Source organism: Pseudomonas oplopanacis, from assembly GCF_057128725.1.
This window is the reverse complement of record NZ_JBSKHV010000001.1, coordinates 237,200-255,853: the sequence shown is the minus strand read 5'-3', so window position 1 is coordinate 255,853 and position 18,654 is coordinate 237,200. Positions and strand designations below refer to the sequence as shown.

Annotated in this window: 19 protein-coding genes; 8 read left to right on the top strand and 11 right to left on the bottom strand. The window is 59.9% G+C overall.

Annotation, left to right across the window (positions count from 1 at the left end):
• Positions 1 to 352 precede the first annotated feature (352 nt).
• Positions 353 to 1,291 carry a GlxA family transcriptional regulator gene (locus ACWKV5_RS01250; RefSeq protein WP_483839809.1) on the top strand — a complete coding sequence of 313 codons (939 nt, stop codon included), beginning with the start codon at positions 353 to 355 and terminating at the stop codon, positions 1,289 to 1,291.
• 86 nt (positions 1,292 to 1,377) lie between these two features.
• A complete protein-coding gene (locus ACWKV5_RS01245) occupies positions 1,378 to 2,346 on the top strand; it encodes a nitrilase-related carbon-nitrogen hydrolase (RefSeq protein ID WP_483839808.1) in 969 nt (322 codons plus the stop codon).
• 72 nt (positions 2,347 to 2,418) lie between these two features.
• On the opposite strand, the gene ACWKV5_RS01240 is transcribed toward ACWKV5_RS01245, so the two are convergent.
• Genes ACWKV5_RS01240 through ACWKV5_RS01230 form a run of 3 tightly spaced genes read right to left on the bottom strand, consistent with a single transcriptional unit; the run spans position 2,419 to position 3,949 of the window.
• Positions 2,419 to 3,117: a dienelactone hydrolase family protein gene (locus ACWKV5_RS01240; protein ID WP_483839807.1), complete on the bottom strand. Its 699-nt coding sequence runs from the start codon at positions 3,115 to 3,117 to the stop codon at positions 2,419 to 2,421.
• 55 nt (positions 3,118 to 3,172) lie between these two features.
• Positions 3,173 to 3,688 carry an HvfX family Cu-binding RiPP maturation protein gene (locus tag ACWKV5_RS01235; RefSeq protein WP_483839806.1) on the bottom strand — a complete coding sequence of 172 codons (516 nt, stop codon included), beginning with the start codon at positions 3,686 to 3,688 and terminating at the stop codon, positions 3,173 to 3,175.
• A gap of 57 nt (positions 3,689 to 3,745) precedes the next feature.
• Positions 3,746 to 3,949: an HvfA family oxazolone/thioamide-modified RiPP metallophore gene (locus ACWKV5_RS01230; protein WP_483839805.1), complete on the bottom strand. Its 204-nt coding sequence runs from the start codon at positions 3,947 to 3,949 to the stop codon at positions 3,746 to 3,748.
• A gap of 274 nt (positions 3,950 to 4,223) precedes the next feature.
• On the opposite strand from ACWKV5_RS01230, the gene glsB reads away from it, so the two are divergent.
• The 3 genes from glsB (at position 4,224) to ACWKV5_RS01215 (ending at position 7,126) form a co-directional block, all read left to right on the top strand.
• Positions 4,224 to 5,132, top strand: coding sequence for a glutaminase B (gene glsB / locus ACWKV5_RS01225; RefSeq protein ID WP_483839804.1), 909 nt, complete (start codon positions 4,224 to 4,226; stop codon positions 5,130 to 5,132).
• Positions 5,133 to 5,206: 74 nt separating this feature from the next.
• Positions 5,207 to 6,709: an aldehyde dehydrogenase family protein gene (locus ACWKV5_RS01220; protein ID WP_483839803.1), complete on the top strand. Its 1,503-nt coding sequence runs from the start codon at positions 5,207 to 5,209 to the stop codon at positions 6,707 to 6,709.
• Positions 6,710 to 6,784: 75 nt separating this feature from the next.
• On the top strand, positions 6,785 to 7,126 hold the full coding sequence (locus ACWKV5_RS01215) for a BON domain-containing protein (RefSeq protein ID WP_483839802.1): 342 nt from the start codon (positions 6,785 to 6,787) through the stop codon (positions 7,124 to 7,126).
• 50 nt (positions 7,127 to 7,176) lie between these two features.
• Here ACWKV5_RS01215 and ACWKV5_RS01210 read toward each other — a convergent pair whose 3' ends face one another.
• Together ACWKV5_RS01210 and cynS are read right to left on the bottom strand one after the other, a co-directional pair.
• Positions 7,177 to 7,836 carry a carbonic anhydrase gene (locus ACWKV5_RS01210; RefSeq protein WP_483839801.1) on the bottom strand — a complete coding sequence of 220 codons (660 nt, stop codon included), beginning with the start codon at positions 7,834 to 7,836 and terminating at the stop codon, positions 7,177 to 7,179.
• A 59-nt stretch (positions 7,837 to 7,895) separates the two neighbouring features.
• Positions 7,896 to 8,363 (bottom strand): cyanase, encoded by a 468-nt coding sequence (gene cynS, locus ACWKV5_RS01205; RefSeq protein WP_027925323.1) that lies wholly within the window; start codon positions 8,361 to 8,363, stop codon positions 7,896 to 7,898.
• A gap of 121 nt (positions 8,364 to 8,484) precedes the next feature.
• Between cynS and cynR the strand changes: the two genes are divergently transcribed.
• The gene (gene cynR, locus ACWKV5_RS01200) at positions 8,485 to 9,357 is read left to right on the top strand and encodes a transcriptional regulator CynR (RefSeq protein ID WP_483839800.1); all 873 of its coding nucleotides are present in this window, start codon (positions 8,485 to 8,487) and stop codon (positions 9,355 to 9,357) included.
• Between the two features lie 70 nt (positions 9,358 to 9,427).
• On the opposite strand, the gene ACWKV5_RS01195 is transcribed toward cynR, so the two are convergent.
• The 4 genes from ACWKV5_RS01195 to ACWKV5_RS01180 all read right to left on the bottom strand — a co-directional run bounded on the left by ACWKV5_RS01195 (position 9,428) and on the right by ACWKV5_RS01180 (position 13,523).
• Complete coding sequence (locus ACWKV5_RS01195; protein ID WP_007946256.1) at positions 9,428 to 9,757, bottom strand: hypothetical protein; 330 nt, start codon at positions 9,755 to 9,757, stop codon at positions 9,428 to 9,430.
• 519 nt (positions 9,758 to 10,276) lie between these two features.
• Positions 10,277 to 10,780: a GNAT family N-acetyltransferase gene (locus ACWKV5_RS01190; protein ID WP_483839799.1), complete on the bottom strand. Its 504-nt coding sequence runs from the start codon at positions 10,778 to 10,780 to the stop codon at positions 10,277 to 10,279.
• A gap of 50 nt (positions 10,781 to 10,830) precedes the next feature.
• Positions 10,831 to 11,460, bottom strand: a complete 630-nt coding sequence (locus tag ACWKV5_RS01185; protein WP_483839798.1) for a glutathione S-transferase family protein — start codon at positions 11,458 to 11,460, stop codon at positions 10,831 to 10,833.
• Positions 11,461 to 11,573: 113 nt separating this feature from the next.
• A complete protein-coding gene (locus tag ACWKV5_RS01180; protein WP_483839797.1) occupies positions 11,574 to 13,523 on the bottom strand; it encodes a DNA topoisomerase III in 1,950 nt (649 codons plus the stop codon).
• Between the two features lie 279 nt (positions 13,524 to 13,802).
• Here ACWKV5_RS01180 and ACWKV5_RS01175 point away from each other — a divergent pair, with 279 nt between their 5' ends.
• Complete coding sequence (locus ACWKV5_RS01175) at positions 13,803 to 14,171, top strand: DUF427 domain-containing protein (protein ID WP_483839796.1); 369 nt, start codon at positions 13,803 to 13,805, stop codon at positions 14,169 to 14,171.
• A 53-nt stretch (positions 14,172 to 14,224) separates the two neighbouring features.
• Here the strand turns inward: ACWKV5_RS01175 and ACWKV5_RS01170 are convergent, their stop codons facing one another.
• Both ACWKV5_RS01170 and ACWKV5_RS01165 read right to left on the bottom strand, forming a co-directional pair.
• On the bottom strand, positions 14,225 to 15,847 hold the full coding sequence (locus ACWKV5_RS01170) for an MFS transporter (RefSeq protein ID WP_483839795.1): 1,623 nt from the start codon (positions 15,845 to 15,847) through the stop codon (positions 14,225 to 14,227).
• Positions 15,848 to 15,975: 128 nt separating this feature from the next.
• Positions 15,976 to 17,625, bottom strand: a complete 1,650-nt coding sequence (locus tag ACWKV5_RS01165) for a GMC family oxidoreductase (RefSeq protein ID WP_483839794.1) — start codon at positions 17,623 to 17,625, stop codon at positions 15,976 to 15,978.
• A 121-nt stretch (positions 17,626 to 17,746) separates the two neighbouring features.
• Here ACWKV5_RS01165 and ACWKV5_RS01160 point away from each other — a divergent pair, with 121 nt between their 5' ends.
• A complete protein-coding gene (locus tag ACWKV5_RS01160) occupies positions 17,747 to 18,631 on the top strand; it encodes a LysR family transcriptional regulator (protein ID WP_483839793.1) in 885 nt (294 codons plus the stop codon).
• Positions 18,632 to 18,654: the final 23 nt, after the last annotated feature.

Below are 18,654 nucleotides of genomic sequence, written 5' to 3'. Positions count from 1 at the left end.
AACGCGCCTAGCCCGCAGGATTGAGAGCATTTATAGTCTGGTGGGAGGCGCTGAAGTCCTCTGGTTGGAGCGAATTAAGTTAACCGGTTTTTTTGGGTTAATGCCATTCCGCGCTATGGATCCAATATTAAATTTCGAAATAATCCATTCCTCATTTGAAGTGTTAGTTGTTAAATTGCTTGTAACTACCGGGAGGATGATGTGCATCTAGGAAAAGTTGTAATGCGGGTAATACACTAAGAATAAACTGATCGATGGTTTTAAATATGACCGGTGCAGTCAGTGCAGGTGTAAAGTCGTCGGCAAATGACCTGAAACCTCTCATGCCACCTTTTTTGTCAAAGGCACCGTCATGCACCACATCGGACTCATCGTCTACCCCGGCTTCCAGGTCCTCGGCCTCGCCATGTGCGCCACCTTCGAACTGGCCAACAACACCGCCGACGAGCCGGTGTACAGCCTTTCCCTGCTGTCCGAGCACGGCGGCACGGTGCAGACCTCCGCCGGATTCGGCGTCGAAACCCAGGCATTCGATCAGCGCGCGTTCGATACGCTGCTGGTGATGGGCGACAACCTGATCCGGCCCACTTCGCCAGGCATGGTGGCGTTTTTGCGTCGTGCCAGCGCGACCACCCGGCGGCTGGGGTCGATCTGCACCGGTGCCATTGCGCTGGCCGAGGCGGGGTTGCTCGATGGTCGACGGGCGACCACTCACTGGTGTCATGCACCGGCCTTGCAACGGGCGTATCCGAAGGTGCTGGTCGAAGAGGACCGCATCTTCATCAACGATGGCAACCTCTGGACCGCCGCCGGCATGAGTGCCTGTGTCGACCTGGCGTTGGCGCTGGTGGAAAAGGACCTCGGTGCCCAAGTGGCGCGCACGGTGGCCCGGCAATTGGTGGTGTATCACCGTCGCGCGGGTGGCCAGTCGCAGTTTTCGGTGATGCTGGAACTGGAACCGAAGACCGATCGCATCCAGGCGGCGTTGACCTACGCCAAACAGCACCTGAAATCCGCGTTGTCGGTGGAAGAGTTGGCCGGCGCGGCCCATTTGAGCCCCCGGCAATTCAGTCGGGTGTTCCATGCGGAAACCGGTCAATCGCCGGCCAAAGCCATCGAAAATCTGCGCGTGGAAGCTGCACGGTTGATGATGGAAACTGGCCGTCATGCCATCGATGTGGTCGCCACCGAAACCGGATTTGGTGACCGGGAGCGTATGCGCCGGGCCTTTATCCGCGCTTTCGGCCAACCGCCGCAGGTGATCCAGCGGGCGAATCGCGCCGCGTCCTAAAAAGTGGTGCATTCGACATTTAAGACAAAATATGATTGCCGTAATCTGGATCTCGTTGAAGCCCATTCCTCAGTGAGATCACCGCCATGACCATCGTCAAAGCCGCTGCCGTCCAAATCGCACCCGTGCTCTACAGCCGTGAAGGCACTGTAGAGAAGGTCGTTAACAAAATTCGCGAACTCGGCGAGAAGGGTGTGCAGTTCGCCGTCTTCCCGGAAACCATAGTGCCGTACTACCCGTACTTTTCCTTTGTGCAGTCGCCTTTCGAAATGGGCGCCGAGCACTACAAATTGCTGGATCAGGCTGTTGTCGTGCCGTCGGCGACCACCGATGCAATCGGCAAAGCCGCCAAAGACGCCAACATGGTGGTGTCCATCGGCGTCAACGAGCGCGATGGCAGCACGCTGTACAACACGCAATTACTGTTTGATGCCGACGGCACGCTGATTCAGGCGCGTCGCAAGATTTCGCCGACCTATCACGAACGCATGATCTGGGGCATGGGCGATGGCTCCGGCTTGCGCGCCATCGACAGCGCCGTCGGCCGCATCGGTCAACTGGCCTGCTGGGAACATTACAACCCGCTGGCCCGGTATGCCCTGATCGAAGACGGCGAACAGATCCACGCCTCGATGTACCCCGGCTCGTTCGCCGGTGAGCGGTTCACCCGGCAGATGGAAGTCAGCATCCGCATGCATGCCCTGGAATCGGCGTGCTTCGTGGTCAACTCGACCGCCTGGTTGTACCCGGAACAGCAAGCACAAATCATGGCCGACACCGGTTGCGATATCGGCCCGATCTCCGGCGGTTGCTACACCGCGATCATCGACCCGCAAGGTGAAGTCGTCGGCGCGCTGACCGAAGGAGAAGGCGAAGTGATTGCCGACATCGACCTGTTCCAGATCGAGATCCGCAAGCGCCAAATGGATGGCCGCGGTCACTACAGCCGTCCGGAAATCCTCAGCCTGAACATCGACCGCACACCGCATCGCCATGTGCATGAGCGTAATGTTCAGCCGGCACTGGCCGTCGCTGCGCTAGCGGAAGAGGTGTGATCGGGTAAACGCGGCAAATAAAAAAGGCCCCTTCATCCATCGATGAAGGGGCCTTTTTCGTGGAGGGCGGTTTTACAGTTCCTGACCGAGGAAGATCAACGTATTGCCATGCGCCTCAGCCGCAGCGCGCTGGTTGTAGCTGTCGCGGTGCGAGCAGTTGAAGCCGTGTTCGGCTTCCGGGTACACGACAATTTCCACGTTGTCGTTGGTGTCGAAACGTTCGGCGATTTTCTCCACGGCTTCCAGGGAAATGTGGCTGTCCTGTTCACCGAAATGCATCAGCAACGGCACCTGGATGTCATCGGCGCGGTCCAGGTGATTCTGGATGCCGCCGCCGTAGTAGGCGACTGCCACATCCACCAGCCCGTTGGTGGCGGTGAGGTACGACAGCAGGCCGCCAAAGCAGTAACCGATGGAAGCGATGCCGCCATCCAGCCCTGGCTGGGCATCGAGGGTGTCGATGGCCAGTTTGATGTCGGCCTGCGCCTTGGTGATGTCGGTGGCGTTCATCAATTCGACGGCGCGTTTCCAGCCGGCTTCGTCGTAGGTCAGTTCAATGCGGTGGCCGCTACGCCAGAACAGGTCCGGCACGATCACCAGATAACCATCAGCGGCGTATTGCTCGGCGACGGAGCGGATGTGCTCGTTGACGCCGAAGATCTCCTGGATCAAGACGATCCCCGGGCCGCGCTGGGTATGCGGAATGGCCAGGTAAGCGCCAAATTTACCGTCGTCGCTGTCGATCTCGATCCATTGGGTGGTCACGCTCATGGTGGCTCCTGTCTACGCAAGTGAGGTGGAAGGTGAAGCGTGTCACGGTAGCATTTCAGCGATTGTGACGGCGCCAGAAAATTCGCGCCAGCAGCGTATCGAGGCTCAGCTTGCCGGCACCCGAGAGCAGCAAGGGCAGCAGGGCGGCGAGGTAGATCACCGGCAGTTTGAAGTTGCCGTGGCCTTTATTGCTGATGGCGTAACCCTGGGCAAGCTCACTTAATGTAGACCAATCGGCCGGCCAGTGAACGGCGGCGGTGGCGACGACCGTGACCACGATCAGGATGATCGCCGAGACCCGCGTGCCCAGACCCACCAGAATCGCGAGCGCGCAAATCAGCTCGGCCCACATCGACAGTTCCCAGTTCAGCGTGGCCGGTACGTGATCGAACGGAAACGGAAAACGGTCCTGAATGTCGGCAAACCAGTTGTCACCGTTCCATTTTTCCAGGCCCGACTCAAAAAATTCCCAGGCGATGAACAACCGCAAGGTCAGGGGCGCGAGCCAGCTACCAGCACGGTCGAGGTTCAGGTGCAGGCCTTTCACGGCCGAAGAGATTGAAGTGTTCACGGGCTTGATCTCCGTCAGGTCAGGAATGCGGGGCATCGAGTGCCCCGCGCAAGGGAATTACTCGGCGGCGCCGCACTTGCCTTCGCCACATTTGCCTTCGGCGGGTTTTTGCGCGGTGTCGGCCTGGACCTGGCTGTAGCCGTGGGCCAGTTGTTTCATGCTGAACGCTTCGGATTCGGAGGCCGAAGCGACGTTCGACAGGGCCAGGCCACCCGCGATGAGCAGGCCGAGGGTCAGGGAAGAAGTGGAGAGCTTGAACATGGTGATACTCCGTACAGTAAGTGAGTTGAGCGCTTTGATCGGCTTGGCCAATCGACAGGTGTAGTTGACCAAGCAGGTGTATCTGCGATGTGTCGTTTGGGCGGGGTTTTATGGGCGGGGTGTGTCAGGGGCGGGTCTGTACACATACAGATACAAGCCCAATGCAAAACCCTGTGGTGGGTTTTGGATTGGGGGGGCTGTGATTCGTTGTCGTCCCGCAGCGTCTAGCCTCAGTGTCCCCGCAATCCCATGGGGCGTGACTTTGGAACCTCGCATGCAAGCGCTGTTGAACGAGATCCTCGATGGCGTCCGGCCGCTGATCGGGCAGGGCAAGGTGGCGGACTACATTCCTGCCCTCGGCACCGTGCCGGCCAATCAATTGGGCATTGCCGTGTACAGCAACGACGGTGAACTGTACTGCGCGGGCGATGCCGAGACGCCGTTCTCGGTGCAGAGTATTTCCAAGGTCTTCAGCCTGGTGCAGGCCATCGAACACTCCGGTGAAGCGATCTGGGAGCGTCTGGGCCACGAGCCTTCCGGCCAGCCGTTCAACTCGCTGGTGCAGCTGGAATTCGAACGCGGCCGTCCGCGTAATCCCTTCATTAATGCCGGCGCGCTGGTGATCTGCGATATCAACCAGTCGCGCTTTGCGGCTCCAGCGTTGTCGATGCGTGATTTTGTCCGGCGGCTGTCCGGCAATCCGCAGGTCATGGTCGATGGCAAAGTCGCCGAGTCCGAATACCAGCACCGCGCGCGCAACGCCGCCATGGCCTACCTGATGCAGTCGTTCGGCAACTTTCACAACGACGTCGAATCGGTGTTGCGCAGCTACTTCAGTCACTGCGCTCTGCGCATGAATTGCGTGGACCTGGCCCGGGCGTTCTGCTTTTTGGCCAACGACGGGTTCTGCAAGCACAGCGGCGAACAGATCCTCACCGCGCGCCAGACGCAACAGGTCAACTCGATCATGGCCACCAGCGGGCTGTACGACGAGGCGGGCAACTTTGCCTATCGCGTGGGTTTGCCGGGCAAGAGTGGCGTTGGCGGCGGGATTGTCGCGGTAGTGCCGGGGCAGTTCACGGTGTGCGTCTGGTCGCCGGAACTGAACGCTGCCGGCAATTCCCTTGCCGGGATGGCCGCGCTGGAATTGCTGAGCCAGCGGATCGGTTGGTCGGTGTTTTAACGGGAGGGATTAATGACGCTCCGGAAAATTTCCTATACATTTTCCGGCCGCCCCCTGCATGGTGAAACCGCTTCATGTCTCTTGCGCTCGAACGTCTAGTCGCTGGTACGCCGATTCCTTTTGCCGGTAATCGTGTCTCGCTCGTTAGTCCCGAACTGGCCGCGCGCTTCCAGCCCGGCGACCACCTGCTGGTGGAACAGGTCAGCGGCGAATTGTTGCTGATCCCGGTGGCGGACCAGCAAGCGGCCAGCGTTGCGATAGAACGCGCAGAAGCAGCCTTCAGCGCGATGTCGGCGGTGTCGGATCAAGCGATCAGCCGCTTCTTCGACCTGTTTGCCCAGCGCCTGGAAACCCCGCAATGCTGGGACTTGATCGCCGCCGCCAACCTCGCCGACATCGAGCGCGCCAAGGCCCGTGGACGTTCCACAACACGCTTGCTGGCCGATGAACGCATGCGCCGCGACATGATCGCCGGCCTGCGGGCCTGGCGCGATGCGTCGGCCTCGCGCGGCAAAGTGATCAGCTGCGTCGAGCATGACGGCTGGAAAGTCGAGCAAGTGGTGTCGCCGCTGGGCATCGTCGCGTTTGTCTTCGAAGGTCGGCCGAACGTGTTCGCCGACGCCGCCGGTGTCTTGCGCACGGGCAACACCGCGGTGCTGCGTATTGGCAGCGATGCGTTGGGCACCGCCCAGGCAATCGTCACCCATGCGCTGAACCCGGCGCTGAGCGATGCCGGATTGCCGGTCGGCGCGGTGTCGCTGGTCGAAAGCGTCAATCACGCGGCCGGTTGGGCGATGTTCGCCGACCGGCGTCTGTCGCTGGCCGTGGCCCGGGGTTCGGGGCGTGCGGTCAGCCAATTGGGCAGCATCGCCCAACAGGCGGGCACCGCCGTCAGCCTGCACGGCACCGGTGGCGCCTGGCTGATCGCCGACCAGCACGCCGACGCGACGCGTTTCGCCGCCGTGGTGCGCAATTCCCTGGATCGCAAGGTCTGCAACACCCTCAACGTCTGCCTGATCCAGCGTGACCGTGCCGCCGATCTGGTGCCGCTGTTTCTCGGTGCGTTGCAACAGGCCGGCATTGCACGGGGCCAGGGCTGTAAGCTGCACATCGTCGAAGGCAGCGAGGCTTGTTTGCCGAGTGAATGGTCGAGCGCGAGCGTCGAGGTGTATCGCGCCGAAGGTTATCGGACTGAAGCGTTGGCCGAACCACTGCCGGAGGAGCAATTGGGCCGCGAGTGGGAATGGGAAGAAACCCCGGAAGTCAGCCTGATGATCGTCGATGACCTGGACCGTGCGATTGCCTTGTTCAATCGCTACAGCCCGCAGTTCACCGTGTCGTTGATCAGTGAGGATGACGCGGCGCATGAGCGCTTCTACAACGCAGTCAACGCGCCGTTTGTCGGCAACGGCATCACGCGCTGGGTCGATGGACAGTACGCGCTGAACAAGCCGGAACTGGGTCTTTCGAACTGGGAGAGCGGTCGTCTGTTTGCGCGCAGCGCGATTCTTTCGGGAGACGGTGTGTTCACCATTCGCAGTCGCATGACGCAGACCGATCTGTCGGTCAAACGCTAAGGCATTCCGACCGCAGGCGAGGGGGCGCACTATAATTAAGGTGTTTGCTCCTTCGTTCTGAAAGAGGGATCCATCATGAAACTTCGTTCCTTCGAGCAGTATTCCCATCACCTGGAATCGGTCGCTCACGATACCTGGCTGACGACCCGGGTGAAGTCAGCCCTGGCCATGGCCGAGCCCACCCTTGCCATGCACATTCACGTCAAAACCCATGCGGGCACCGTGGCATTGAGTGGCCGGGTCAACACCCACCGGGAGTGTGAGCAGGCGGTTGCGCTGACTCGCTCGGTTCAGGGTGTGGTCGACGTCGATGCCCGGGAGTTGCTGACCCACGTGTTCAAGCCAGGCAGTTTTCCCGAAGCGCCCAACGCTGAGGAAAGCGCTGAGCAACGGCCATGTTCGTCAGACGACAAATGACCCTGACAGCAGCGCTTCCGGGATCGGGAGCGCTGCGCAAGGGCTGTTCATCACGCGGCTTCGACGGCTTTGCCGTACACCGCGCAGGTAGTCGGGTGTTCGGCCAGCGAGACGAAGGTGCGGCTGCTGGCCTCCAGGGCGTCAATCGAACCGGTTTCGATGTCGTAGACCCAGCCATGCAAATTCAACAGACCTTTTTCCTGCGCCAGGCGCACGCTCGGGTGCGTCTGGATATTGGCCAGCTGCGCGATGACGTTTTCCCGGACCATTGAACTGACCTTCGCCGCATCACTGGCGTGAGGACGGGATTCGTTGATGACTTTTGCCGATTCGGCATGTTGCAACCAGCCGCTGACTGCCGGCAGGTGATCCATGCATTTGCACTTGGCGATGGCGGTCATGGCGCCGCAATCGGAGTGTCCGCAGATCACAATGTCGGTCACGCCGAGGACTGCGACCGCGTATTCCACAGTCGCCGACACACCGCCCGGATGAGGGCTATAGGAAGGCACGATGTTGCCGGCGTTACGGATCACGAACAATTCACCGGGTTCTTGTTGGGTCAGTAATTCGGGCACTACACGGCTGTCGGAACAGGTAATGAACAACGTGCCGGGATGCTGGGTGGTGGCCAGGTGTTTGAACAGGTCGGTGCGTTGTGGAAAAGCTTCATTCTGGAACTTCAAAAAACCGTCGATGAGCGCTTTCATGCGGGTGTCCTCATGCGTGATGTGGGGTGGCCCGCGCGGTAGCGCGGGCCAGTCTCAACTTAAAACGGGCGCAGTGGCAGGAACTTGCCGTCGAGGGTGATTACCGCGCGGGAGCCGCCTTCCGGGTCTTCGACTTTCTTCATGTCGAGCTTGAAGTTGATCGCGCTGATAATGCCGTCGCCAAATTGCTCATGAACCAGGGCTTTGAGCGTGGTGCCGTAGATCTGGATCATTTCGTAGAAGCGGTAAATGGTCGGGTCGGTCGGGACACCGGAGAGGCTGCCGCGCAGGGGGATGATCTGCAGGCGGGCCACCGCGTCGGCGTCCAGCTCCAATTTGTCGCCAATCACTTCGGCAGCGGCTTTGGGCAGTGGATGCTGGCCGAGGAGGGCGGCAGTGACGTAGGCCAGACCCAGGCCGGTGCCGTCGGTCAGGTCCTGCCAGGACAGATTCTTGCGGGCCTTGGCATCGAGGATCGAGGTGGTCAGGGCCAGGCTTGGGTCGTTGTAGGCGTGAGACTGTTGCATGGTGATTCTCCTGTCGGCGTGGTGTTGCTTGGGTGTGAAGCAATCTTCTGCCGATTTATCCATAGCGTCCAAGATCGATATACAATGCTGCGCATAAGCCCTGCCTATAGATGGAATTCCCATGCTGCTCCGACATCTGCGCTACTTGCTGGCGGTCGCCGACCACGGCGGCTTCACCCGGGCCGCCGAGGCGTTGCATGTGTCGCAGCCGACCTTGTCCCAGCAAATCCGCCAGCTGGAAGAAACCCTGGGCGTAAGCCTGTTCGACCGAACCTCACGCACGGTCAAGCCGACCGATGCCGGTGCGGCCTACATCGAGTGCGCCCGTCGCGTATTGGTGGAACTGGAGGCCGGCAAGCGTGCGTTGCATGACGTGAAGGACTTGTCCCGCGGCACCTTGCGCCTGGCGATGACGCCGACGTTCATGGCGTATCTGGTGGGGCCGTTGGTGCGCGATTACGTGGCGCGGTTTCCGAATATCCATCTGGAGATTTTCGAGCTGTCGATGGATGACATTGAAGCGGGGTTGGCGGATGACTCACTGGACATCGCCATTGCGTTCAATGAAGTCAGAAACGCCGACATCGAATCGATTCCGGCGTTTACCGAAACGCTGGGGGTGATGGTGGGGCGCGCTCACCCGTTGTATGACAGTCAGCTCGCATTGCCTGCTGAAGAACTCGCGCAACTGGAGTTCGCGCTGTTGACCCCCGATTTCATTACCCGTACCCGCATCAATGAGTATTTTGCCCAGGAGCAGATCACACCGAAGGTGGTGATCGAGGTCAATTCGGTCAGCACCTTGCTGGAAGTCATTCGGCACACGGCGATTGCCACCATCCTGCCGGAAGCCATCGCCAGCCAGGAACGCGCCCTGCGCAAGATTCCGTTGTTGGGGGAGGCGCCAACTCGCGGGGCGGCGTTGTTGCGTCGTAAAAACAACTATCACAGCGCGGCGTCGGTGGCGTTTATGAATCTGCTGTTGGCGCTGTAAAACACTCAGGCACAAAAAAGGGCCTGCTCTTTAATGGGAGCAGGCCCTTTTTTATCAGTGAGTCAGTTTATTAGTAGAACCGATCAATCACCCGAACTTCGTTTTGGTTCTGTAGCGAAGCCCATGCCTGTTTCAGCGTTTGCAGAACATTACCGATGAAGTCCTTGTCGGCTGCGGCTTTCTTGCCGACATAGCCCTGGCCGCGACGGTACATCTTCAGTCGGGCAAGCAGGTTCTGGTTGTTCTGGTCGAACTCCGCTTCATGAGCGTGAGGCGACAGGCAGTCGATATGAACCTGGCCCGATTTGCTGATCCACAGAATGTGGCTGTCGAGGCTGTCTTTTTGCGCCGCGAACATACGAGCCAGTTCATCGATAGTTGGTTGATTGTTCAGATTCATAATATGCCCCTTGACCATTTGGTGATTTTTCAAAGTTGAGTCGCTAATACAAGTAGCCCATCGGTTAGTTGATCCCTGGCACCGAAACCAGGACGTCAGCGGTCGGCCGTCGAATTCGACGGGGTCCTGCGTCTGTTGCATGTAGTCGTGTTGAATAACTGCTACGCGTTAGCGTCACAACGAAGAGAAGCGGCGAATACCTGGAGGCCACTGCCGACTTTTCAGGGTCGGCCACAAGCTTCATGAGGATTGATCGCCAGCGCTTCTCGTCCTTGTACTGGACGTTCGGGCCAGGTCAGCTTCTTCAATCTGCCTTGTGGGCAGCGTGTATCCGGGAAAAACAGCTCGGCGGTCAGACGAGCTTGCTCAAACATGTTGCTGTACTCCCGATCGGGGAGATGTCTGCATCATGCAAGGGCAAAACGGAGGCGTCAACCGTTATGTAGTGATTTTTTTCAGTCACTACATATTGTCGGACAAAACGGATTGGAATGAAAAAGCGAGGCCGGAACACGCCCGTCAGGCCGATGGCTGCGGGCTTTGGAAGCGGTAGAAGGTGCAGGGATAACCGTCTGCTGGCTGCCGATGCAGGGTGAATTGATTGCCCGTAAGATCAGGCATCACTTTGGCCCAGAACCGCCGTGCAGGCGGGTTCGCATCGATGTGGAAAATTTGCCATTGCCCGGGGATTTGGCTCAAGAGGGTGGAAACGACAAACTTCGCGACACCTTGGCCACGGAAGCGCCGGCTGACAAAAAAGTAGCCGATGTTGTACTCGGCGCCTTCGAGGTGTGTGCCGTCATCCACAGTCACAAAACCGGCCAGCTCACCGTCGACCCGGATCAAAAACGCTCGGGTCGCGGGGTTGCGCCAGTAATCGAGTTTGGGTTGGATATTGAAAAAACCATGCTCACCCAGTTCCAGCGGCAGCCATTCGCTGAAGTCGTAGACGTAGAACTGCATCAGGTTTTCGAGGGTGTCGAAGTCGTCACGCTGGGCGGCGTGCAGTTCTATCGAAGGCATTCGAGGCGCTCCAGGTTACGCAGGGCCATCCGTGGCCCTGTCAGGATCACTCAGTGCGGCGCGAAGTCGTACTTGCCGCCTTTCTTCAACGCGGCGAGGTAAGCCGGGCGCGCCTGGAAACGTTGGACCCAGGCCGCTACATGAGGATAGTTGGCCAACTTGCCCTGGGCCCGGGCGATCTCGCCGATGAAGCTCATCTGGATATCGGCGGCGCTGAACTCGTGACCGAGCAGGTAATCGGACTGGCTCAGTGCGGTGTCGAGGTAGCCCAGGTAATTGGCCACTTCCGAGTTGATACGCGGATGCAGCGGTGCGCCGGCTTCACCCAGGCGCCCGACATACAGGTTCAACATCAGCGGCAACATGGCCGAGCCTTCGGCGAAGTGCAGCCACTGGACGTATTCGTCGTAGGCGGGGGTGGAGGGATCGGGTTGCAGACGACCCTGGCCATGACGGCGGATCAGGTAGTCGATGATCGCCGCGGACTCGATCAGCTTCTGCGTACCGTCTTCGATGACCGGGGATTTGCCCAGCGCATTGATCGCTTTCAGTTCCGGCGGGGCGAGGTTGGTTTTTGGATCGCGCTGATACAGTTTCAGCTCGTAAGGAATCGCCAATTCTTCCAGCAGCCAGAGAATGCGCTGGGAGCGGGAGTTGTTCAGGTGGTGCACGATAATCATAAATATGATTCCTGTAGCAGCTGTCGAGTGGAACGAGGCTGCGATGCCTTTTCAGAACAGGCAGTCGCCGGACTTGAAGAACACTAGACCATCCCGGTCCGTTCGAAGTGCCATCAAGCCTTGCTGGTCGGTTTCGCGGTGCGTTTGCTGCCCGCCGAGGGTTTGCGAGTCGCCGGTTTGCGTTTTTTCTTCCACGGTGCGGCACCACGCCCGGCCGGGCTGGCTGGCCCGCTGATGGTCAGGCTCAAACCGGCGCAACGGGCGACTTGCTTGCTCATCCACGCCGCTTGTTTGGTGACGAATTCTTCCAGGCTCATTTCGCCGCTTTGCACCATGTCCAGCGCCTGTTCCCAGATCGCGGTGGTGCCGGGGTCGGCAATCGCGCGCGGCACTGCATCGATCAGGCTGAAGGCCGCCGGAGTGGCGGCCAGCGCTTTACCGTTCTTGATCAGGTAACCGCGGTCGAGCAGGCCCTGAATGATCGAGGCGCGTGTCGCTTCGGTGCCGATGCCGGTGGTGTCCTTGAGCTTTTGTTTGAGCAGCGGGTCTTCCACCAGTTTGGCCACGTTCTTCATGGCCTTGATCAGGTCGCCTTCGGTGAATGGCTTGGGTGGCTGCGTCCACAGGTCCTTGAGCTTCACATCGGCCACGGCGCAATCCAGCCCCTCGGCCAGTGCCGGCAAGGTTTGTGGCGCTGGCGCCTCGCGGCCCTTCGCGGGGGCGAGGGCTTCCGGCAGCGCACGTTTCCAGCCGGGTTCGACGATCTGCTTGCCGACGGCTCGCAGGGCTTCACCGGCACAGTTGAAGTCGGCCTGGGTGCGGTCGTATTCATGGTCAGGCAGGAACTGCGCGAGATAACGGGCACGGATCAGCGTGTAGACCGCCCGCTGTTTGCCCACCAGACGATCCAGATTCTTCGCTGCCGCCGTGGGAATGATGCCGTGGTGCGCCGTGACCTTGGCATCGTTCCAGGCCCGTGAGCGCCGTTGCGGTTCCAGGTGATCGTTCAGCGCGTTCAGGGACGGATCGGCCTGGCGCAGTGCGGCGAGAATGCTCGGGGCTTCGCTGTGCTGGCTCAACGGCAGAAAACCGCAATCACTGCGCGGGTAGGTGATGACTTTGTGGGTTTCGTAGAGCGCCTGGGCGATATCCAGGGTTTCCTGGGCGCCAAGCCCGAGCTTCTTCGAACAGACTTCCTGCAAGGTGCCCAGATCAAACGGTAACGGGGCGATTTCACGCATGCGCTCGGTACGCAGTTTGATCACCCTCGCAGTCGCTGCGTTAGCGAGCGCTTGAGCCGCATTTTGCGCGAGGCCCTGGTTCAGGCAGCGATCCTGATCATCACAAGCGTCGGATGCCGCACGCCACTGAGCCGTGAACGCCGTACCCTCATGCAACAACTGCACGTCGATGGCCCAGTAAGCCACGGGGACGAAATCGGCAATGCTGCGATCGCGATCCACCACCAGCCGCAACGTCGGCGTCTGCACTCGACCCACCGGCAACACACCCTGATAACCGGACTGACGGCCGAGCAACGTAAACAACCGGCTCATGTTCATCCCGATCAGCCAGTCGGCCCGGGAGCGACCCAGCGCCGAATGATAAAGGCTGAACGTTTCGGCCCCCGGCTTGAGCGCGGCCAGTGCCTTGCGGATCGATGCGTCGTCCAGCGCCGACAGCCACAGCCTGCGGATCGGCCCACGATAACGGCAGTGCTCGACCAGTTCGCGGGCGATCATCTCGCCTTCGCGGTCGGCGTCGGTGGCGATCACCAGCTCGTCGGCCTCGCCGAGCAAGCGTTTGACGGCTTTGTACTGGCTGGCCGTTCGCGGTTTGACGGTCATTTTCCACTTTTCGGGAATGATCGGCAGGTCGGCCAGTACCCAGCGTTTGTAGCGCGCGTCATAGGCGTCCGGCGGTGCCGTTTCCAGCAAGTGGCCGATGCACCAGGTCACCGTGACGTCTGTTCCCAGCCAGCAGCCATCGCCCCGACGCTTGGCGCCGAGCACTGCTGCAATGTCTTTGGCCTGGGAAGGTTTTTCACAGAGGTACAGCCGCATAACCACCATCGTTCATCAAGTGTGCAAGAGGCGCACAGAATGGCCGGTGATGAGCGCCGGATCAATCTTTATCTGTATGGATGTACAGCAAAGCTGTTGCGTTTGGTTGCGGCCGTCAAACGGTCCGTTCGGCTGCGGGGTCGTGGCGATGTCGAATTTTGGGTTATACCTGACAGTTGTGGTCTCAGGTTTCGGGGCAACTGCACGCGCGATCACGGGCATGTCGGATCGCCGCACCGCACGCTCCCAGGTTCATCACCGTCATGAGGAACGTATTCCATGAAAAGCTCTGGTCCCAGTCCTGTCATCACCATCGCCGAGCAGCCGGGCTGCCTGCTGGTGAAGTTTCATGGCATTCAGGTAGCCGCTTCCGCGCGCGCCCTGGTGCTGTTGGAGGCCAATTACCCGCCGGTGTACTACGTGCCGCGAGAGGATATCGACGAAAAGTATTACGCCCGCACCGACCACACCAGCTATTGCCCCTACAAGGGCGATGCCACTTATTTCAGCTTGCAAGTCCCGGGGCATGAAGGCGCCAATGCGGTCTGGAGTTACGAGGACCCTAAAGTATCCGTCGATCAGATTCGCAATTACGTGGCGTTCTACCCGGATCAGGTGAAATTCGAGTTGCTCGATTCCGAGGTCTGAGGATCGTTTTTCCCAAGGTGTGTGGCGAGGGAGGCCCTCGCCACAAGACCTCGTCAGTTCTTATCGAGATCGACGTTCTTGGTCTCGCGCAAACAGATCATCCCCACCACCAGGCTCACCGCGGTAATCACTACCGGGTACCAGAGCCCGTAGAAGATGTCGCCGGTGTAGACCACCAATGCAAACGACACGGTCGGCAGGAAACCGCCAAACCAGCCATTGCCGATGTGATAGGGCAGCGACATCGAGGTGTAGCGGATGCGCGTCGGGAACAGTTCGACCATCAACGCCGCCAGCGGGCCGTAGCACATGGCCGAGATGATGATCAGCGCGACGATCAGCGCCACAATCATCGGCTTGTTGATTTGCTGCATGTCAGCCTGTGACGGATAGCCGGCCAGCGTCACCGCGCCACGCAGGGCCGCTTCGTCGTAACCGTCGATTTTCACGTCACCGACACTGACCTGCACGCCACTGCCGGCGGGTGCGGCGGCGCTGGCGTATGGCAGGCCTTGCTTGACCAGGAAGGTTTTGACCTTGTCGCACGGGCTGTCAAATTTCGCCTTGCCCACCGGGTCGAACTGGAACGTGCACGTCGCCGGGTCGGCCAATACGGTAATCGGCGCCTGACGGCTGGCCTGGTCAATGGCCGGGTTGGCGTAATGCGCCAGGGATTTGAAGATCGGGAAATACAGCGCGGTGGCCAGCAGCAGGCCGATCATCAGCACCGGTTTGCGCCCGACCTTGTCCGACAGCCAGCCAAAGAAAATGAAGAACGGCGCGCCGATGATCACGCTGACAATCAGCAAGCCATTGGCCACGGCCGGGTCCATCTTCAGGAACTGGGTGAGGAAAAACAGCACGTAAAACTGTGCGGCGTAAAACGTCACCGCTTGCCCGGCGTTGATGCTGAACAGGGCAATCAGCACGACCTTGAGGTTTTCCCACTTGCCGAAGGAATCACGCAGTGGCGACTTGCAGAGTTTGCCTTCCTCTTTCATTTTCACGAAGGCCGGCGACTCGTGCAGGCTCAGGCGAATCCAGGTCGAGATGCCCAGCAAAATGATCGAAAACAGAAACGGAATGCGCCAGCCCCAGACTTCAAACTGATCGCCGGTGAAGTACCGGCAACCGAGCACCACCAATAGCGAGAGCAACAAACCGAGGGTCGCCGTGGACTGAATCCAGCTGGTGTGGAAACCGCGTTTGCCGATCGGCGCATGCTCTGCGACATAGGTGGCCGCGCCGCCGTATTCACCGCCCAGGGCCAGGCCCTGAAGCATGCGCAGCACCACGAGGATGATTGGCGCGGCGATGCCGATGCTCGCGTAGGTCGGCAGCAAACCGACGCAGAAGGTCGCCAGGCCCATGAGCACGATGGTCGCGAGGAAGGTGTATTTACGCCCGATCATGTCCCCCAACCGACCGAACACCAACGCGCCGAAAGGCCGCACGATGAAACCTGCGGCGAAGGCCATCAGCGCAAAGATGAACGCCGTGGTGTCGTTGACCCCGGCGAAAAACTGCTTGCTGATCACCGCCGCGAGGGCGCCATAGAGGAAAAAGTCGTACCACTCGAACACCGTCCCCAGTGACGAGGCGAAGATGACTTTGCGGGTGTCATGGGTGATCACCGCGACGGGCGCGGCTTCCAGGGGCTGAACATGTTCTGACATATCGGTATCCCTCACAGTGATTGTTTTTGTTGTTCCACTGGTGTTGCGTGTTCCATGTAGCGCAATACCCACTGTAGGAGTGAGCCTGCTCGCGATAGCGGTGTATCAGTCACCATCGATGTTGAATATCAGTCAGTCATCGCGAGCAGGCTCGCTCCCACAGGGGTTGTGTTGGCAGTGGGCTCGAGTATTAGCTGGGCGGCTTTTTCAGCAATCATCAGCGTAGGCGAACAAGTATTACCCGAGGTAATACGCGGCATGATCGACGCATCAGCCACACGCAACCCGGGAATACCATGAACCCGCAACTCGGCATCCACCACCGCATCCGCATCGTTCCCCATCCGGCAAGTGCCCACCGGATGGAAAATGGTCGTGCCGATCTGCGCAGCGGCCTCGTGCAATTCCTCTTCAGTCTGCAAGCGCGCGCCGGGCAAATATTCAACCGGTTTGAACGCACGCAGCGCCGGCGCAGCAACGATGCGCCGGGTCAGGCGAATGGCATCAGCCGCTACGCGCAAATCCTCCGGATGACTCAAATAGTTCGGCTGAATCAGCGGTGCGTCCTGCGGATTGGCAGAACTGATGTCCACCCGGCCACGGCTTTGCGGCCGTAGATCACAGACCGAAGCGGTAAAAGCCGGGAAGGGGTGCAACGGCTCGCCGAAGCGCTCCAGCGACAGTGGCTGCACGTGGTATTCAAGATTCGCCGAGGCCTGTTCCGGTCCCGAGCGAGCAAAGGCCCCCAGTTGACTCGGCGCCATCGAGAGCGGGCCGCTGCGGTCATACAGGTAGCGCAAACCCATGCCCATCTTGCCCCACACGCTGCCGGCGATCTGGTTCAGCGTCCGCGCATTTTCCAGTTTGTAGATCAACCGCAATTGCAGGTGATCCTGCAGATTGCCGCCCACCCCCGGCAGCTCATGGGCGACGCCGATCCCGAGTTTTTGCAGCAGCGGACGCGGACCGATCCCCGAGCGTTGAAGGATGCCCGGTGAACCGACAGAGCCGGCGCACAAGACGATTTCCTTGCGCGCCTTGAAGCTTTTCGCCTGACCTTGCCAGCGTGTAATCACCGCTGAGGCGCGACCGTTTTCCAGCAGCACGCGGTCCACCTCGACATCGGTCAGCACAGTGAGATTGGCGCGGTGGCGGACCGGTTTGAGAAACGCCTTGGCCGCGTTCCAGCGGATCCCGGCCTTCTGATTGACCTGAAAGTAGCCGCAGCCTTCGTTATCGCCCTGGTTGAAATCATCGATGCTGGCAATGCCGCTTTGCTCGGCGGCGTTGCGAAAGGCATCAAGAATCGGCCAAGACAGCCGCTGCCGCTCGACCCGCCAGTCGCCGCTGGCGCCGTGAAACTCGGAGTCTCCGGCATAATGGTTTTCGCTCTTTTTGAACAACGGCAACACGTCGTTCCAGCTCCAGCCCGGATTGCCATCGGCAGCCCAGCGGTCGTAGTCCCCGGCCTGGCCACGCATGTAGATCATGCCGTTGATGGAAGAACAGCCGCCGAGCACTTTGCCGCGCGGATAACTCAGGGTGCGACCTTGCAGGCCGGGTTGCGCCTGGGTCTTGAAGCACCAATCGGTGCGCGGGTTGCCGATGCAGAACAGGTAACCCACGGGAATGTGAATCCACGCGTAGTTATCCCGGCCACCGGCTTCGAGCAACAGCACCCGGTGTTGCGGGTTGGCCGACAGTCGATTGGCCAGCAAACACCCGGCGGGCCCGGCGCCGACCACGATGTAGTCGAATTCATCCAGGAGAGTCTTCATCCCTGACCTCGTCTTGTTGTTCTTGTTGTCCGTCATCCTAGTTGTTCGCTTTCGTCAAAAGAATGTTAGTTTTTGCGCAGCCGCTGTGCGTTTTTAAACAGCCTTGCCTCAAGGACGGATCATGTTCGACTGGAATGACCTGCGGTTTTTTCTCGAGTTGCAGCGCAGCGGGCGTTTGCTCACCGCTGCCCGGCGTTTAAACACCACCCACGCCACGGTTGCCCGGCACATCGAGGCCATCGAAAAGAGCCTCGGCACCGCGCTGTTCGTGCAGCATGCCCAGGGTTATGAAATGACCCCGGCCGGCGAAGCACTGCTCAAACACGCCGAAGCCATGGAAAACGTCGCGTTGCTGGCCCAGGAAGAAATCACCCAGTCCACCGCACCGCTGGGCAAGATTCGCGTCGGCGTCACGGAAGGGCTGGGCATCATGTTCCTCGCCAGCCGCATGAACGGCCTGTTCGAACGCTATCCGGGGCTGGAAGTGGAACTGGTGGCGGTGCCGCGCTTCGTCAGCATCCTCAACCGCGAAGCCGAAATCAGCATCCACCTCGAACGCCCGGCCGCCGACATGCTGGTCACCCGCAAACTTACCGACTATCGACTGGGGCTTTACGCCAGCCAGGCGTATCTCGACCGTTCCGCGCCATTGCGCAGTCGCGAAGACCTCGGCCGCCATGCCTGGATCGGCTATGTCGACGACTTGCTGTTCAGCCAGGAACTGATGTTCCTGAATAGCTTCTGCCGCAATCCACGGGTGGTGTTTCACAGTACTAGTGTTATTGCCCAGCAACAGGCTGCGCGTTCCGGATTGGGGATTGCCGTGTTGCCTTGTTACATGGCGAGTGCCGATGCGGATCTGGTGGCGTTGTTGCCGGATGAGAATATTGAACGCAGCTACTGGATCAGTACCCGGCGCGAGTTGCACAAGTCGGTGCGGCTGCGGGTGGTCTGGGATTATGTGGTGGGGTTGTGTGAGGCGGAGCAGGGGTTGTTGCTGGGATAGCCAATCGCGGCCACTCTATTGAC

Excerpts from the sequence above, each read along its gene's own strand:
- ACWKV5_RS01165 (WP_483839794.1), bottom strand. The coding sequence starts at position 17,625 with ATGAAGACTCTCCTGGATGAATTCGACTACATCGTGGTCGGCGCCGGG.
- ACWKV5_RS01210 (WP_483839801.1), bottom strand. The coding sequence starts at position 7,836 with ATGAAAGCGCTCATCGACGGTTTTTTGAAGTTCCAGAATGAAGCTTTT.
- ACWKV5_RS01190 (WP_483839799.1), bottom strand. The coding sequence starts at position 10,780 with ATGCCTTCGATAGAACTGCACGCCGCCCAGCGTGACGACTTCGACACC.
- glsB (WP_483839804.1), top strand. The coding sequence starts at position 4,224 with ATGCAAGCGCTGTTGAACGAGATCCTCGATGGCGTCCGGCCGCTGATC.
- ACWKV5_RS01175 (WP_483839796.1), top strand. The coding sequence starts at position 13,803 with ATGAAAAGCTCTGGTCCCAGTCCTGTCATCACCATCGCCGAGCAGCCG.
- ACWKV5_RS01170 (WP_483839795.1), bottom strand. The coding sequence starts at position 15,847 with ATGTCAGAACATGTTCAGCCCCTGGAAGCCGCGCCCGTCGCGGTGATC.
- ACWKV5_RS01185 (WP_483839798.1), bottom strand. The coding sequence starts at position 11,460 with ATGATTATCGTGCACCACCTGAACAACTCCCGCTCCCAGCGCATTCTC.
- ACWKV5_RS01160 (WP_483839793.1), top strand. The coding sequence starts at position 17,747 with ATGTTCGACTGGAATGACCTGCGGTTTTTTCTCGAGTTGCAGCGCAGC.
- ACWKV5_RS01215 (WP_483839802.1), top strand. The coding sequence starts at position 6,785 with ATGAAACTTCGTTCCTTCGAGCAGTATTCCCATCACCTGGAATCGGTC.
- ACWKV5_RS01180 (WP_483839797.1), bottom strand. The coding sequence starts at position 13,523 with ATGCGGCTGTACCTCTGTGAAAAACCTTCCCAGGCCAAAGACATTGCA.
- ACWKV5_RS01230 (WP_483839805.1), bottom strand. The coding sequence starts at position 3,949 with ATGTTCAAGCTCTCCACTTCTTCCCTGACCCTCGGCCTGCTCATCGCG.
- ACWKV5_RS01250 (WP_483839809.1), top strand. The coding sequence starts at position 353 with ATGCACCACATCGGACTCATCGTCTACCCCGGCTTCCAGGTCCTCGGC.
- ACWKV5_RS01245 (WP_483839808.1), top strand. The coding sequence starts at position 1,378 with ATGACCATCGTCAAAGCCGCTGCCGTCCAAATCGCACCCGTGCTCTAC.
- ACWKV5_RS01195 (WP_007946256.1), bottom strand. The coding sequence starts at position 9,757 with ATGAATCTGAACAATCAACCAACTATCGATGAACTGGCTCGTATGTTC.
- ACWKV5_RS01240 (WP_483839807.1), bottom strand. The coding sequence starts at position 3,117 with ATGAGCGTGACCACCCAATGGATCGAGATCGACAGCGACGACGGTAAA.
- ACWKV5_RS01220 (WP_483839803.1), top strand. The coding sequence starts at position 5,207 with ATGTCTCTTGCGCTCGAACGTCTAGTCGCTGGTACGCCGATTCCTTTT.
- cynR (WP_483839800.1), top strand. The coding sequence starts at position 8,485 with ATGCTGCTCCGACATCTGCGCTACTTGCTGGCGGTCGCCGACCACGGC.
- cynS (WP_027925323.1), bottom strand. The coding sequence starts at position 8,363 with ATGCAACAGTCTCACGCCTACAACGACCCAAGCCTGGCCCTGACCACC.